We start from the raw sequence: 14,206 nt of genomic DNA on the forward strand, positions 1-14,206 counted from the left end.
CTATCCGGGAACGTCAGCCGCTAGAAGACGAGGATGAGCAAGCTTCACCTCGTCTTCGGCGGCCGTGTTCGCGACCCGCGCGGCCTGGATTTCGACGATCTGAAATCGATCGAAATCGTCGGTGTATTCCCCGACTATGCCAGCGCCGAAAAGGCATGGCGTGCGGCGGCACAGCGGACCGTGGACGACGCGGAAATGAAGTTTGTCGTCGTACACATGCACCGGTTGCTGGAACCGGATATGCTGAAAGGTGCGGGGGAATAGGTCCTTTCGTCGCCCCGGGCCTGACGCCGGGCGCCACTTCTTCGGCAGATGAAAGAAAACGGGACCCCGGCTCAAGTTCGGAGTGACGAACAAGTCCGATGCCGATCGACGCTCTCAAGCGTGCCGGTACCGCCACAGCATCAGCGGCCGCGCCAGTAACAGTCCTACGATAAACCCGCCGATATGTGCGCCGATCGCGATATTGCCGCCCATGCCTATGCCGGCAAATCCGATCAGCAGCTGGATGCCGGCCCAGGCCAGGGCCAGCCAGACGATGTGAACCACATCGCCGGACACAGGCCCGATCGCCGCGGCACGGCGGCGGCCGAACAGCAGCGCATAGGCCCCGACCACCGCCGAGATCGCACCGCTGGCCCCGATCATCGGCTGGACGAGCGAGGGGTCCATAACCCATTGTCCGAACGCCGCAAAATACGCGCCGACGACGTAGAGGATCATGACTCCGACCGATCCGACGACCTTCTCGGTCGCCTGCCCGCAATAGGCGAGCATCACGAGATTGAACGCGATATGCGCGATCCCGCCATGCACCAGCGTCGCGGTCAGCGGCGTCAGCCACGCGGGGACCCGGAACAGATGATCAGGCGGCGATGATGTCGCCGCGACACGCAAGGAGATGAAGCCTAACTGGATCGCCGCCCAGTCGAGCTGTCCGGCAAGCAGGATGGCGGCGGATATCATGACCGTCGCGCCGGAGATCGCCCAGGTTGCCGGTGCCGCCCGAAGATGGAGGGCGCTCAGATAAACGCGATCCTGGACACGAGATAGTAGCGATCGCCCGACGGCACCGTCACCTCGACCTCGTCATCGACCTTGCGCCCGATCAGCGCGCGCCCCAGCGGCGAATTGTAGCTGATCCGCCCGACCTTGGCGTTCGCCTCGGTCTGGCCGACGATCTGATAGGTTACGGGCTTTTCGTCTTCGTCGAGCAAAGTCACGGTCGCGCCGAATACAACCTTGTCGCCGGACAGATCCTTGGGATCGATGATCTGCGCGCGGGACAATTTGTCCTCGATGTCGGAGATCGTCGCCTCGTTCTGGCCCTGCTGCTCCTTCGCGGCATGATATTCGGCGTTTTCCGACAGATCGCCATGCGCACGCGCTTCCTCGATCGCATCGACGATCAGCGGGCGCTCGGCTTTCAGGCGCTTCAGATCAGCGCTGAGCGTCGCATAGCCCTCCTGCAGCATCGGCATTTTTTCGACGGTCGCCATCGCTTCGTCCCCAATTCCCATTACCCCGCGCGGTCCGGTATCGGCCCGCCCACACATCATTCTGTCGATGTCGGGATCAATTATGCGATTGCGAATAATAGGATTGAAGCGGCCGTACTTCAAGGCTCGCCGTCGCGGACGCCGCAATGGCCTTCGCGGCCTCGACGCTGGCCGAAGCGGTCGTGAAATACGGAATGTGCTGCGCGAGCGCCGCCTGGCGGATCGGCTTGGAATCCTTGAGGCTCTGCCAGCCCTCGGTGGTGTTGAAGATCAGGTCGATGCCGCCGTCCTTGACCCGATCGACGATATGCGGCCGCCCCTGCGCCACCTTGTTGACGCGCTCCACCAGAACGCCCGCCGCGATCAGATAGTCCGCGGTGCCGCCCGTCGCGACGATACCGAACCCCTTGTCCGCCAGCGCGCGGACGCCCGGGAGGATCAACGGCTTGTCGCTGTCCTTCACGCTCACGAACACCGCGCCCTTCGTCGGCAGCACGGTCCCGGCGCCGAGCTGCGCCTTGGCAAACGCCGTCGTGAAATCGCTAGCGATCCCCATCACTTCGCCGGTGGACTTCATTTCGGGTGAGAGCACCGGATCGACGCCGGGGAATTTATTGAAGGGGAACACCGCCTCTTTCACCGCACAATAAGTAATATGCCGATCGATAGCCGGAAGGTTAGCCAGCATCTCCCCAGCCATCACGCGGGCGGCGATCTTCGCGATCGGCGCACCGATCGCCTTGGCGACGAAGGGCACGGTCCTGCTCGCGCGCGGATTGACCTCGATGAGATAGACCAGTTCGTCCTTAACCGCGAACTGGATGTTCATGAGGCCCACGACGCGCAGCGCATGCGCAAGCAGAACGGTCTGCCGCTCGATCTCTACGATGAGTTCGGCGCTCAGGCTGTATGGCGGGATCGAACAGGCGCTGTCGCCCGAATGGACGCCCGCCTCCTCGATATGCTGGAGCACGCCCGCAACGACGACATCGGTCCCGTCGCAGATCGCATCGACATCCACCTCGACCGCGTCGCGCAGATACTGGTCGATCAGCACGGGCGAGTCCCCCGACACCTGCACCGCGGTCTGGATATAGTCGTCGAGTTGCATCGACCCATCGACGATCTCCATCGCCCGACCGCCCAGCACATAGCTGGGCCGCATCAGCACCGGATAACCGATCCGCTCCGCCGCCGCGATCGCCTCGTCGCGGCTGCGCGCGAGGCCGTTAGCGGGCTGACGCAGTTTCAGCTTCGAGACGAGATCGGCGAAGCGCTCGCGGTCCTCCGCCAGGTCGATCGCGTCGGGCGAGGTGCCGAGGATCGGTATCCCCGCCGCCTCCAGCGCGCGCGCGAGGTTGAGCGGAGTCTGGCCGCCGAACTGGACGATGACGCCCGCCAGCGTGCCGTTCTGCTGCTCGACATGCAGGACTTCCAGTACGTCTTCCGCGGTCAGCGGCTCGAAATACAGGCGATCGGAGGTGTCGTAATCGGTGCTCACCGTTTCCGGATTGCAGTTGACCATGATCGTCTCATAGCCTGCATCGCCAAGCGCGAAGCAGGCGTGGCAGCAGCAATAATCGAACTCGATCCCCTGCCCGATCCGGTTCGGCCCGCCGCCCAGGATCACGACCTTTTTCCGATCGGTCGGCATGCTCTCGTTCTCGGGCTCGCCGAAGCTGGGGGCCTCGTAGGTCGAGTACATGTACGGCGTCCTGGCGTCGAACTCGGCGGCGCAGGTGTCGATCCGCTTGAAGACCGGCCGCACGCCCAGCCGGTGGCGGAGCGCACGCACTTCGTCCTCGGTCACGCCGCCGGTCATCGCCACGACCGCATCGTGGATCAGCCCCGATCCGCGCGCGATACCGCGCTCCATCCCACGCAGATTGGCGGATTTCAGCGCGAGATAGGCAAGCCGCTTGTCGCTGAAGCCCATCGACTTCAGCCGCCGCATCCCCGCCGCCTCGATCGGCAGGCCGCCGGTGGCGACTTCCTCCTCCGCCGCGATTATCCCGGCGATCTGTTCCAGGAACCACGGATCATACTTCGCGATCGCGGCGACCTCGGCGACGGTGAACCCCTCGCGCAGCGCCTGTGCCGCGACGAGCAGCCGGTCGGGTGTAGCGGTCGCCAGCGCCGCCTCGATCTCCGCGCGCGGTGCGCCGACGAGATGGTCGATCTGGTTGAAGCCGCTCAGCCCGGTCTCCAGCCCGCGTAACGCCTTCTGCACACTTTCCTGGAAATTGCGTCCGATCGCCATCACTTCGCCGACGCTCTTCATCGCGGTGCCGAGGTTGGGCGACGCGCCCTTGAACTTCTCGAATGCGAAGCGCGGGATCTTGGTGATGACGTAATCGATCGTCGGTTCGAACGACGCGGGCGTCGCGCCGGTGATGTCGTTGGTGATCTCGTCCAGCGTATAGCCGACCGCCAGCTTGGCGGCGACCTTCGCGATCGGGAAGCCCGTCGCCTTCGACGCCAGCGCCGACGACCGCGACACGCGCGGGTTCATCTCAATGACGATCAACCGGCCGTCCTTAGGATTGACCGCGAACTGTACGTTCGAACCGCCCGTTTCCACGCCGATCTCGCGCAGCACCGCGATGCTGGCGTTGCGCATGATCTGGTATTCCTTGTCGGTCAGCGTCAGCGCGGGCGCGACGGTGATGGAATCGCCGGTATGGACGCCCATCGGATCGACATTCTCGATCGAACAGATGATGATACAATTGTCCGCCCGGTCGCGGACGACCTCCATCTCATATTCCTTCCAGCCGAGCAGCGATTCCTCGATCAGCACCTCGGTTGTCGGCGACAGGTCGAGACCATTGCGCACGATCGCGATGAACTCTTCGCGGTTATACGCGATGCCGCCGCCCGAACCGCCCATCGTGAAGCTGGGGCGGATGATCGAGGGCAGCCCGGTCTTCTCCAGCCCCGCCAGCGCCTCGGCTTCCGTATGCGCGATCGCCGAGCGCGCGCTTTCCAGGCCGATCCGGTCCATCGCGTCGCGGAACTTCAGCCGGTCCTCCGCCATGTCGATCGCGTCGGCATCCGCGCCGATCATCTGGACGCCGTATTTTTCCAGCGTGCCGTCGCGGAACAGCGCGAGCGCGGTGTTTAGCGCGGTCTGCCCGCCCATCGTCGGCAGCACCGCATCGGGGCGCTCCTTGGCGATGATCGCGGCGACGACCTCGGGCGTGATCGGCTCGACATAGGTCGCGTCCGCCAGTTCGGGGTCGGTCATGATCGTGGCGGGGTTGGAATTGACGAGGACGATCCGGTAGCCTTCCTCCTTCAACGCCTTGATCGCCTGCGTGCCCGAATAATCGAATTCGCACGCCTGCCCGATGACGATCGGCCCTGCGCCGATGACGAGAATGGAGGAGATGTCGGTGCGCTTGGGCATTGGTCAGCGGGCCTGTTGGTAGTATGGTGGAATCGAGGGCTGACGGGAGCCGATATGGTGGACAGATATCAAGACGATCTTGGCGGGCCGACGACCGCTTCGGAAGAGGCAAACATGCGCGAGGCTCGCGACTTCGGCGATGACTGGGTGCACGAAGTCATCGCCATGACCCGTCCGGGTATCGAGATCGAGTTCCCGGTTCGCGCCATCAACGAGCGCGAGATCCCCTTCGTTTACGATGATTTTAGTTGATACCAATGTCTTCAGCGAACTGACCAAGCCTCGGCCTGAAGAAAAGGTGGTCGATTGGTTGTTCGAGCATCGGCGCGAAACCCTGCTTTCCACCATCGTGGTTTCGGAACTCGCGATCGGCATTCGCACCACGCGGGGTGCCGCCATGCGCGCTCTACTCGGTCGAACGCTGGACCGCATCGTGGAGCGACACGCGGGGCGCATCGTCCCGTTCGACCTGTCCGCGGCGCGGCGCTGGGGTGAAATGGGCGGGCAGGTCATCGTCAGCGGCGGGCGCTCTGGCGTGTTCGACAGCATGCTCGCCGCACAAGCGCTGGTACTGGATGTGGCGGTTGCGACGCGAAACATCCGTGATTTCGAGGACACCTGCGTTCGCCTGATCGATCCCTGGACGGGATAGGGATGCATCACCGAATGATCGAACGCGCACGCCTGCCCGATGACGATCGGCCCCGCGCCGATGACGAGAATGGAGGAGATGTCGGTGCGTTTGGGCATTAGTTAGAGCCAGATGCGGTTCGGGTTGTCCAACGATGCCGGAACGGTGTGTCATCCTCCAGCCGCACACTGCCTCTTTCGTCTATACGTCCCCAGCCTGCATTGAAGCTTAAATAGGTCTTGCTCTTAAAGCACTCTATGATCTTGTCATCCAAGGCTGTAGATAGTGCAAATATCGAGATGTAATGATAATTGTACTCGAGTGAGAAACGCCAGAGCCCGCACTGCGGCAGCAAGGAAAATGTATTTTCCGGAACGATAGTGTGCTTATCAAACCTCTTCGGCTCGGCCGTCCCACTGATCTTTCCGTATCCGGCCCTTCCGCCATTGCGGAGTTCCAAGACCAAGTATTTTTGATGATGCGAGTAATCGACTGACGAAGAAGGCATCGCAAGAAGTGCTCCTAAAATCCAGTTCACCCCAACATCTCCACAAACCGATCGAACAGATACAAACTATCCTGCGGCCCCGGGCTCGCCTCGGGGTGGTACTGCACGCTGAACGCAGGCCGATCCGTCAGTTCCAGTCCCGCATTGCTCCCGTCGAACAGCGACACATGCGTCTCGCGGACGTTCGCCGGCAACGACCCGCGTTCGACCGCGAAGCCGTGGTTCATGCTGGTGATCTCGACTCGCCCAAAATCGGGGCCGTCGCTCAGCCGCTTGACCGGGTGGTTGGCGCCGCGATGGCCCTGGAACATCTTGGTCGTGGTCGCCCCCACCGCCAGCCCAAGCAGCTGGTGGCCGAGGCAGATGCCGAACAGCGGCTTGCCCGTCTCCAGCAGCGCGCGGATCACGGGGACGGCGTATTCGCCCGTCGCAGCGGGATCGCCGGGGCCGTTCGACAGGAAGATGCCGTCGGGGGCGAGCGCCATGATCTGGTCGTAGGTCGCGGTGGCAGGGACGACGGAGACCTTCGCGCCGGCCTTCACCAGATTGCGGAAGATGTTGCGTTTGGAGCCGTAGTCGATGGCTACGATGTGGGGGCGCTTCTCGCCTCCCCTCCCGCTTGCGGGAGGGGGAGCAGAAGCATACCCGAACCCGAGTCGCCAGACGCCGCCGTCCCAGCCATAATCCATCTGGGTCGACACCGACGTCGCCAGGTCCATTCCCTCCAGCCCCGGCCAGCTGCGCGCCATCGCCAGCAGCAGCGGGACATCGAACTCGCCCGAAGCCGCATGTGCGATCACACCGTTGGGCGCGCCGCCGCTGCGGATCCGCCGCGTCAGCGCGCGCGTATCGATCCCCGACAGGCCGATCCGCGCATGGCGCTGCATCCAGCCGTCGAGCCGTTCCACCGCGCGGAACGACGAGGGCGCGGTCACGTCCTCGCGCACGATCATGCCGAGCGCATGCGGGTTGTCCGCCTCCACATCGTCCGGGTTCGCGCCGACATTGCCGATGTGCGGAAAGGTGAAGGTGATGATCTGCCCCGCAAAGCTGGGGTCGGTCATGATCTCCTGATAGCCCGTCATCGCGGTGTGGAAGCACACCTCGCCGACCGCCTGCCCCTCCGCGCCGAAGCCGCGCCCCCAGGCGACGTCCCCCGACGCCAGCACCAATACGCCGGTCGCGCCCGCGGGCTGGGGGGCGGCAGCCAAAGGACCGGAAAACGCGGGCGCAGGCGAAAGCGTGGCGTCGGCCATGATCGGCGGGCACTCCATAGATTGGCGGCGATGTCGCTAAGGCCCGTTCGCTAAGCCCCCGCCCCCCGTGCGTCAACCGGTTCACGTCGGAACGCGCTTGGGCTAGGCTTGATGGCTTACCGAAACGCCGAAAGCCGACCGCCATGATTCGCGACGACATCAAGACCGCCCTCGTGACCGCGATGAAGGGTGGCGACAAGCAGGGGACCGCCGCGATCCGCCTGATCCAGTCCTCGATCAAGAACCGCGACATCGAAGCCCGCGCGCCACAATCGCGCGAGGGCAAGGCACCGGCGGACGACGATACGCTGGTGGTCGAGGTGCTGCAGAAGATGGTCAAGCAGCGCCGCGAGTCGATCGAGATGTATGTGAAGGGTGGGCGGCAGGAACTCGCCGATGCCGAGGTCGCGGAGGTGGCGGTGATCGAGCGGTTCCTGCCGCAGGTGATGACCGAGGACGAGACCAAGGCGACGATCGAGGGGATCAAGACGGAACTCGGCGCCGGCGGCATGAAGGATATGGGGCGGGTAATGGCGGAGCTGAAGGCGCGGCATGCGACGACGCTGGATATGGCGAAGGCTAGCGGGTTGGTGAAGGCGGCGCTTTCCTGATGGACGGGGGGGGTGACAACGGGCCGAGCGCCCACCCCCCAACCCCCTCCCGCTCTCGGGAGGGGGAGCAAGAAGTATTGCCTGATTGCGAGGGCAAGGACGTGCAAAGTGCGCTTCCCCTCCCGCAAGCGGGAGGGGACCGAGGGGTGGGCGCACGCTTTCGGCTGGACCGCCCGACGGCGTTGGTCCGCAAGCTCCGAAACGACACCAACGAGATCGAAGACCGGCTATGGTTCCACCTGCGCCGGTCGCAGCTTGGCGGGTTCAAGTTCAGCCGGCAGATCCCGATAGCTGGATTTGCCCCGGACTTCGTCTGTCGCCGGATCAAGCTGGCGATCGAACTCGACGGCAGCCAACATGCGAACGCGGTCGCCTATGACGTGCGTCGCACGAAGCTGATCGAGCGCCAAGGGTATCAAGTGTTGCGATTCTGGAACTCCGACGTACTGACCAACATGGACGGAGTTCTGAAACCATTCTCGGCGCGGCCCTCGCAATCAGCGGAGCGCCCACCCCCAACCCCCTCCCGCCTGCGGGAGGGGGCTCCTAGATGACCCTCACCCCGCAATTCCTCGACGAACTCCGTGCGCGCACGTCGCTTTCGACGCTCATCGGCAAGACCACCAAGCTCCAGAAAGCCGGCCGCGAGTACAAGGGCTGCTGCCCGTTCCACAACGAGAAGACGCCCAGCTTCTACGTCAACGACGACAAGGGCTTCTACCATTGCTTCGGCTGCTCCGCGCATGGCGACGCGATCCGCTGGATGACGGACCAGCGCGGCTTGCCGTTCATGGACGCCGTCAAGGAACTGGCGCAGGCAGCGGGGCTCGACCTCCCCGCGATGGACCGCCAGTCGGCGGAGAAGGCCGAACGCGCCAAGGGCCTGCACGAGGCGATGGCGGATGCCGCGACGTGGTTCACCGAGCAACTTGGCGGGATCGCCGGGTCGGCGGCGCGCGCGCTGCTCGACCGGCGCGGGATCACGCCCGAGACCGCGCGGAATTTCGGCATGGGCTTCGCCCCAGACAGCCGCGGCAAGCTGAAGACCGCGCTCAAGAGCTATGGCGACGCGATGCTCGTCGAATCGGGTATGCTGATCCAGGTCGAAGGCAAGGAGCCGTACGACCGGTTCCGCGGCCGGCTGATGATCCCGATCCGCGACGCGCGGGGCCGCACGATCGCGTTCGGCGGGCGCATCCTGGACCAGGGCGAGCCCAAATACCTCAATTCCCCCGACACCCCGCTCTTCGACAAGGGCCGCACCCTTTACAATCTCGACCGCGCGGCCGCCGCCTCGCGCAAGGCGGGCCGGGTCATTGTCGTCGAGGGCTATATGGACGTCATCGCACTAGCTCAGGCGGGGATCGGCGAGGCGGTCGCCCCGCTTGGCACCGCGCTGACCGAGGCGCAGCTGGAGCGTCTGTGGCGGATGTCCGACGTGCCGATCCTGTGCTTCGACGGCGATGCGGCGGGGCAGAAGGCAGCGCTGAGGGCCGCGCACCGGGCGCTGCCGATGCTGGCACCGGGGCGGAGCCTGTCATTCGCGACGCTCCCCGCGGGGCAGGACCCGGACGATCTGGTGCGCGCCCGTGGCGCGGCGGGTATGGAGACGGTGTTGCGTGATGCCGAGCCGCTCGTGCAGCGGCTATGGGCGAGCGAACTGGCCGCGGAGGCGCTCGACACCCCCGAACAGCGCGCCGGGCTACGCCAACGGCTGAACGAGGCCGCCGGAACGATCGCCGACCCCGGCGTCCGCAGCGAATACCAGGCCGAATTCCGCCGCCGCTTCGACGTGCAGTTCGCGCGCGGCCCCCGCCCCTTCGTCCCGTACGAAAAGCGTGCGCCTTTCAGGAAGGGGGCATGGAAGCCGCCCATCGCCCCGGTCGGTGCGGAGGCAAAGGCCGTTGGTTCGGCCGGCATTGACCGCGTGCTTGCCAAGGCGGTCCTCGCCGGCCTGATCCGCCACCCCGCCGAGATCGCGCGTCATGTCGAGATATTGTCGAGCCTCCGCCTGGTGGACGGCGCGCTCGGCCGTTTGTTCGAAGCGGTGGTCGATCTCGCGTTGGAGGATCAGGCGCTTGATAGCGCGCGTCTTCTCACCATATTGGCCCGGTCCGGGTTCGACGGGGTCGCGAGTGATCTGTTGAGGGCAGACTCTATGCCGTACTCGTTTACGCTCAAGACCGCCGACCCGGTGGTCGTCCGATCCGATCTGGACGAGGCGATCGCGATCCTGGTCGCGCGGCCCGAAGTGGATGCGGCGCTGGGTGAGGCGACGGCAGCGATGCAGGCGCGCTTCACCGATGAGGCGTTTGAACGACAAGTGGCGTTGGTTAGAGAAAGACAGGCGTTGGACGTACGGCTTGCAAATCTGGTGCAGGCGACCGAAGACGCCCGGGCTTTGGGTGCTGAGGGCGATTGATGGCGAAGGCGAATGCGGCGGATACCGCCGATACGATGGAAACCGGCGATGCGCCGCTGATCGACTTGAACGACGCGACGATCAAGAAGGTCATCGCGCGCGCCAGGAAGCGCGGCTACATCACCTACGAACAGCTGAACGAAGCGCTGCCGCAAGGCGAGATGTCCTCCGACCAGATCGAGGATATCAGTGCGGCGCTGTCCGAAATGGGCATCAACATCGTCGAGAACGACGAAGCGGGCGAAGACGGCGAGACCGAAACGGCCAAGGACGACGATGACGACGTCGAATCGGTCGATACCGAGGCCGATACCGGCCCCGTCCCGGAAAAGAAGAAGGAGACGATCGATCGCACCGACGATCCCGTCCGCATGTATCTGCGCGAGATGGGTGCGGTCGAATTGCTCAGCCGCGAGGGCGAGATCGCCATCGCCAAGCGGATCGAGGCGGGTCGCGACACGATGATCCTTGGGCTGTGCGAATCGCCCATCACCTTCAATGCGATCATCGACTGGTCGACCGCGCTCAACGAGGGCACGATGCAGCTGCGCGAAATCATGGATCTCGACGCGATGCTGTCCAAGGACCCGGCGCCCGAAGCGCTGGCCGACGACGCCGAGGGAACGGCCGAGATTTCCGAAAAGACCGCCGGTCCTTCGTTCAAGGAAGAGGCCGAGCCGGAAGAGGCGACGCTGGTAGACGAGGACGAAGAGTCGCTGACCGAGCGCCGCACGCCGCGCCCGTCGGACGACGAGGAAGAGGACAATACCCTCAGCCTGGCGCAGATGGAGGAGCAGCTCAAGCCGATCGCGCTGGAACGGTTCGCGAACATCACCGCGCTCTACAAGAAATTCTCGAAGGTCCAGCAGTCGCGTCTCGACGCGATGGGTGCGGGCGGCGAACTGTCCGCAAGCGACGAGCGTAAATATCACAAGCTGCGCGAGGAACTGACCGCCGAGGTCGAGAGCGTTCAGTTTCACAACGCCAAGATCGAATATCTGGTCGATCAGCTCTACGCCTTCAACCGCCGGCTGACCGCGCTTGGCGGTCAGATGCTTCGCCTGGCGGAGCGTCACAAGGTGCCGCGCAAGGATTTCCTCGACCGCTATATCGGCCATGAGATGGACGAGCAGTGGCTGCCCAGCGTCGCCAAGCTGGACAAGAAGTGGATAGCCTTCGTCACCAACGAAGGTGACGCGGTCGAACGGATCCGAAGCGAGATCGCCGATATCGCGCAGCAGACGGGCATGGCGCTCGTCGAGTTCCGCCGCATCGTGAACATGGTCCAGAAGGGCGAGCGCGAGGCGCGGATCGCCAAGAAGGAAATGGTCGAGGCGAACCTGCGCCTCGTGATCTCGATCGCGAAGAAATACACCAATCGCGGGCTTCAGTTCCTGGACCTGATCCAGGAAGGCAATATCGGCCTGATGAAGGCGGTCGACAAGTTCGAATATCGCCGCGGGTACAAGTTCAGCACCTATGCGACGTGGTGGATCAGACAGGCGATCACGCGCTCGATCGCAGACCAGGCACGCACGATCCGCATCCCGGTCCATATGATCGAGACGATCAACAAGCTGGTCCGCACCAGCCGTCAGTTCCTCCACGAGCAGGGCCGCGAGCCGACACCCGAGGAAATGGCCGAGCGTCTCTCCATGCCCTTGGAGAAGGTCCGCAAGGTGATGAAGATCGCCAAGGAGCCGATCTCCCTCGAAACACCGATCGGCGACGAGGAAGACTCACATCTGGGCGATTTCATCGAGGACAAGAATGCAGTTATCCCGGTCGATGCCGCGATCCAGGCGAATTTGAAGGAAACCGTGACCCGCGTGCTGGCATCGCTGACACCGCGCGAGGAGCGCGTGCTGCGGATGCGGTTCGGGATCGGCATGAACACCGATCACACGCTGGAGGAAGTCGGCCAGCAATTCTCGGTCACTCGCGAGCGTATTCGCCAGATCGAGGCAAAGGCTTTGCGCAAGCTGAAGCATCCGAGCCGCTCGCGTAAGATGCGGTCGTTCCTGGATCAATGACGGCTCGCTCGAAGACCCGCTGTCGGCGAGGGCCCGGATATTTTCGTCGCTGGGCTGTCGACCCTTTAGGGTCTCGTTGACGATGTCCGATAATCGGTGTTCAATCTCCGGCGTTCACTAACGTGGCATACGCTAGCTAGGGTCGCCACATGATTGGTCGTCAAAACAAAAGCCGACTTTTCCTGCTGGGATTGGCTATCGCTTGCGCCGTCACCTTGCCCGTATCAGCGAAACAAGCGGTCGTCCATCTGTGGGCGACGACCGATCCGCACGAGCGAGATCGGCTGCGGGGGATGCGAGACACCATCTACGAGCATCAGCACCCGGAAATCGACGAACATCGACGGATTGAACAGCACGTGGTCGATCTGTGCAAGCAGTACTTGATGGTTCCTCTTCCACCTGACCCGCCGCCGTCCGCCGCGGCCTTGGCGGCGTGGGAGGCCAATCCAAGCGAAGACCCCTGTAATTCGGAAGATGCGTATCTTGGCATTCGGCACACTTCCCTCGGGCTGAAGAGGATGATGCACGCCCGAACCTCAAGGCGGCGCGCACGTGCGCGATCCTTCGTGCCACGCGTTCTCCACAACTGCTACCCAATTTTGAAGGCTACCGTATGCTCGCCATCCTTTCCGCCAACGGCGAAGGCGTGCCGCAGAGCTGGCCCGTCGCAATGCGCTATGCCTGTATGGCGATCGGCTACCATTGGACGACATTTCCGCCGAACACGCTCCTAGCAGGTGTCGAGGGAGTCGAGGACGCCATACTTGGTGGCAGGGGACGTGTCCTGGCCATCGACCGAGCGATGAAGGGAGGCGCAGTAGCTGGCAACTTCGATGGTTGCGATCATCCCCTCGACGACTCCGGCCTCGACAGCACCGAAGTTGATGCCTGCGCGAATTTCCGTGAGCGCAAGATCATCGGCACCGTCGTTACCCGTTACGCCGACCGGCGCGGCGGCGACCATGCCTCCTATGGAACGGCGGACGCGTTCAATGATCTTCTGGTAAGCGATGCGTTTGCACTCCACGCGATGACCATCGCCATGCCCGCCATCTTCAACAATGCGGCCAGCGAGCGATCACAATATGACGCGGTGTCGAAGGATATCGCTGCGCGGACCTATCCTGCGCTCGGTGCTGCCGACCTTGTCCGATTGGATGCCGATCTCAACCGGCTTTACAAGGATATGAAATGCGAACTCGGCTGCGACACCGATTCGGCGATGGCCGACGCCTTCCAGGAGGCCCAACGATCGTGGCTCCGCTACCGCGACGCGATGGTATCGGACACGGTCGGCACTGCCCCACCGGGTGCCGCGAATAGCGTGAAGACAGCCGTGACAGCACAGCTGACGCGCGATCGCGTCGACACGTTCGAGCGCTGGGTCGGCAACTTGCAGGGAGGGCACCCAGTCAGCGTGTCACTGCTTTCGGGGTCCAAATGACCGACCTTGGGCGCGGTGGATTCGCCGTCCACCGCGAGAGCCCCCGAGCGCTCCCGACCGCATCCAGCCGAAGCACACTGATCGCAGCCGCAAGATGTGGTTGTTCCTGGATCAGTAGTTCCGCGAGTTCACCTACCCATTGCCGTCATCCCGGCCTTGAGCCGGGACCCCGCTTCTTCCGCCGCCCGAAGAAGCGCGACCCCGAGTCGAGCCCGGGTAGACGATGCGTTTGGTTCTGCGGCATTCAGCAAACGGTGTTTTCCGGCGAACGCAGGAACCCAGGATAACGATCGTCATCGCTTGTGATCCTAGGCTCCTGCTTTCGCAGGAGAACGGCCTCTAGAGTCGCTTTCTATTTATTTGAATCGCCTGGGGGATTCCCAATCGGCT

The 14,206-nt window shown here is 63.7% G+C and carries 14 protein-coding genes; 8 read left to right on the plus strand and 6 right to left on the minus strand.

What is annotated here, in order from left to right; all coding sequences use genetic code 11:
- The first annotated feature begins 33 nt into the window (after window positions 1-33).
- Window positions 34-264 (plus strand): DUF4170 domain-containing protein, encoded by a 231-nt coding sequence (locus ACFE7D_RS02390; protein ID WP_375393825.1) that lies wholly within the window; start codon window positions 34-36, stop codon window positions 262-264.
- Window positions 265-378: 114 nt separating this feature from the next.
- On the opposite strand, the gene ACFE7D_RS02395 is transcribed toward ACFE7D_RS02390, so the two are convergent.
- From ACFE7D_RS02395 to carB, 3 genes are all read right to left on the minus strand, one after another.
- Entirely contained in the window at window positions 379-966 is a 588-nt protein-coding gene (locus ACFE7D_RS02395) for a rhomboid family intramembrane serine protease (RefSeq protein WP_375393826.1), read from the minus strand.
- Between the two features lie 56 nt (window positions 967-1,022).
- Window positions 1,023-1,499 (minus strand): transcription elongation factor GreA, encoded by a 477-nt coding sequence (greA, locus tag ACFE7D_RS02400; RefSeq protein ID WP_375393827.1) that lies wholly within the window; start codon window positions 1,497-1,499, stop codon window positions 1,023-1,025.
- A gap of 76 nt (window positions 1,500-1,575) precedes the next feature.
- The gene (carB, locus tag ACFE7D_RS02405; protein ID WP_375393828.1) at window positions 1,576-4,908 is read right to left on the minus strand and encodes a carbamoyl-phosphate synthase large subunit; all 3,333 of its coding nucleotides are present in this window, start codon (window positions 4,906-4,908) and stop codon (window positions 1,576-1,578) included.
- A 54-nt stretch (window positions 4,909-4,962) separates the two neighbouring features.
- On the opposite strand from carB, the gene ACFE7D_RS02410 reads away from it, so the two are divergent.
- Window positions 4,963-5,160 carry a hypothetical protein gene (locus tag ACFE7D_RS02410; protein WP_375393829.1) on the plus strand — a complete coding sequence of 66 codons (198 nt, stop codon included), beginning with the start codon at window positions 4,963-4,965 and terminating at the stop codon, window positions 5,158-5,160.
- Complete coding sequence (locus ACFE7D_RS02415) at window positions 5,147-5,560, plus strand: PIN domain-containing protein (RefSeq protein WP_375393830.1); 414 nt, start codon at window positions 5,147-5,149, stop codon at window positions 5,558-5,560. Before ACFE7D_RS02410 ends, ACFE7D_RS02415 begins: the two co-directional genes overlap by 14 nt.
- 97 nt (window positions 5,561-5,657) lie before the next feature.
- On the opposite strand, the gene ACFE7D_RS02420 is transcribed toward ACFE7D_RS02415, so the two are convergent.
- Both ACFE7D_RS02420 and carA read right to left on the minus strand, forming a co-directional pair.
- Complete coding sequence (locus ACFE7D_RS02420; RefSeq protein ID WP_375393831.1) at window positions 5,658-6,077, minus strand: hypothetical protein; 420 nt, start codon at window positions 6,075-6,077, stop codon at window positions 5,658-5,660.
- Complete coding sequence (gene carA, locus ACFE7D_RS02425; RefSeq protein ID WP_375393832.1) at window positions 6,074-7,303, minus strand: glutamine-hydrolyzing carbamoyl-phosphate synthase small subunit; 1,230 nt, start codon at window positions 7,301-7,303, stop codon at window positions 6,074-6,076. Before carA ends, ACFE7D_RS02420 begins: the two co-directional genes overlap by 4 nt.
- A gap of 143 nt (window positions 7,304-7,446) precedes the next feature.
- Between carA and ACFE7D_RS02430 the strand changes: the two genes are divergently transcribed.
- From ACFE7D_RS02430 to rpoD, 4 genes are all read left to right on the plus strand, one after another.
- Window positions 7,447-7,914 carry a GatB/YqeY domain-containing protein gene (locus ACFE7D_RS02430; RefSeq protein ID WP_375393833.1) on the plus strand — a complete coding sequence of 156 codons (468 nt, stop codon included), beginning with the start codon at window positions 7,447-7,449 and terminating at the stop codon, window positions 7,912-7,914.
- A gap of 146 nt (window positions 7,915-8,060) precedes the next feature.
- Window positions 8,061-8,468 (plus strand): endonuclease domain-containing protein, encoded by a 408-nt coding sequence (locus tag ACFE7D_RS02435; RefSeq protein ID WP_375393834.1) that lies wholly within the window; start codon window positions 8,061-8,063, stop codon window positions 8,466-8,468.
- Window positions 8,465-10,336, plus strand: coding sequence for a DNA primase (dnaG, locus tag ACFE7D_RS02440; protein WP_375393835.1), 1,872 nt, complete (start codon window positions 8,465-8,467; stop codon window positions 10,334-10,336). Before ACFE7D_RS02435 ends, dnaG begins: the two co-directional genes overlap by 4 nt.
- Window positions 10,336-12,369 (plus strand): RNA polymerase sigma factor RpoD, encoded by a 2,034-nt coding sequence (gene rpoD, locus ACFE7D_RS02445; RefSeq protein WP_375393836.1) that lies wholly within the window; start codon window positions 10,336-10,338, stop codon window positions 12,367-12,369. The genes dnaG and rpoD overlap by 1 nt, the downstream gene beginning before the upstream one ends.
- Window positions 12,370-12,593: 224 nt before the next feature.
- On the opposite strand, the gene ACFE7D_RS02450 is transcribed toward rpoD, so the two are convergent.
- Window positions 12,594-12,728, minus strand: coding sequence for a hypothetical protein (locus ACFE7D_RS02450; RefSeq protein WP_375393837.1), 135 nt, complete (start codon window positions 12,726-12,728; stop codon window positions 12,594-12,596).
- Window positions 12,729-12,985: 257 nt separating this feature from the next.
- Between ACFE7D_RS02450 and ACFE7D_RS02455 the strand changes: the two genes are divergently transcribed.
- The gene (locus ACFE7D_RS02455) at window positions 12,986-13,816 is read left to right on the plus strand and encodes a lysozyme inhibitor LprI family protein (protein ID WP_375393838.1); all 831 of its coding nucleotides are present in this window, start codon (window positions 12,986-12,988) and stop codon (window positions 13,814-13,816) included.
- Window positions 13,817-14,206 lie beyond the last annotated feature (390 nt).

The organism is uncultured Sphingomonas sp. (genome assembly GCF_964244235.1).
GTDB lineage: Bacteria > Pseudomonadota > Alphaproteobacteria > Sphingomonadales > Sphingomonadaceae > Sphingomonas.

What these genes read in the sequence shown, in the direction of transcription:
- ACFE7D_RS02390 (WP_375393825.1), top strand. Translation starts at nt 34, where the DNA reads ATGAGCAAGCTTCACCTCGTCTTCGGCGGCCGTGTTCGCGACCCGCGC.
- ACFE7D_RS02395 (WP_375393826.1), bottom strand. Translation starts at nt 966, where the DNA reads ATGATATCCGCCGCCATCCTGCTTGCCGGACAGCTCGACTGGGCGGCG.
- greA (WP_375393827.1), bottom strand. Translation starts at nt 1,499, where the DNA reads ATGGCGACCGTCGAAAAAATGCCGATGCTGCAGGAGGGCTATGCGACG.
- carB (WP_375393828.1), bottom strand. Translation starts at nt 4,908, where the DNA reads ATGCCCAAGCGCACCGACATCTCCTCCATTCTCGTCATCGGCGCAGGG.
- ACFE7D_RS02410 (WP_375393829.1), top strand. Translation starts at nt 4,963, where the DNA reads ATGGTGGACAGATATCAAGACGATCTTGGCGGGCCGACGACCGCTTCG.
- ACFE7D_RS02415 (WP_375393830.1), top strand. Translation starts at nt 5,147, where the DNA reads ATGATTTTAGTTGATACCAATGTCTTCAGCGAACTGACCAAGCCTCGG.
- carA (WP_375393832.1), bottom strand. Translation starts at nt 7,303, where the DNA reads ATGGCCGACGCCACGCTTTCGCCTGCGCCCGCGTTTTCCGGTCCTTTG.
- ACFE7D_RS02430 (WP_375393833.1), top strand. Translation starts at nt 7,447, where the DNA reads ATGATTCGCGACGACATCAAGACCGCCCTCGTGACCGCGATGAAGGGT.
- dnaG (WP_375393835.1), top strand. Translation starts at nt 8,465, where the DNA reads ATGACCCTCACCCCGCAATTCCTCGACGAACTCCGTGCGCGCACGTCG.
- rpoD (WP_375393836.1), top strand. Translation starts at nt 10,336, where the DNA reads ATGGCGAAGGCGAATGCGGCGGATACCGCCGATACGATGGAAACCGGC.
- ACFE7D_RS02455 (WP_375393838.1), top strand. Translation starts at nt 12,986, where the DNA reads ATGCTCGCCATCCTTTCCGCCAACGGCGAAGGCGTGCCGCAGAGCTGG.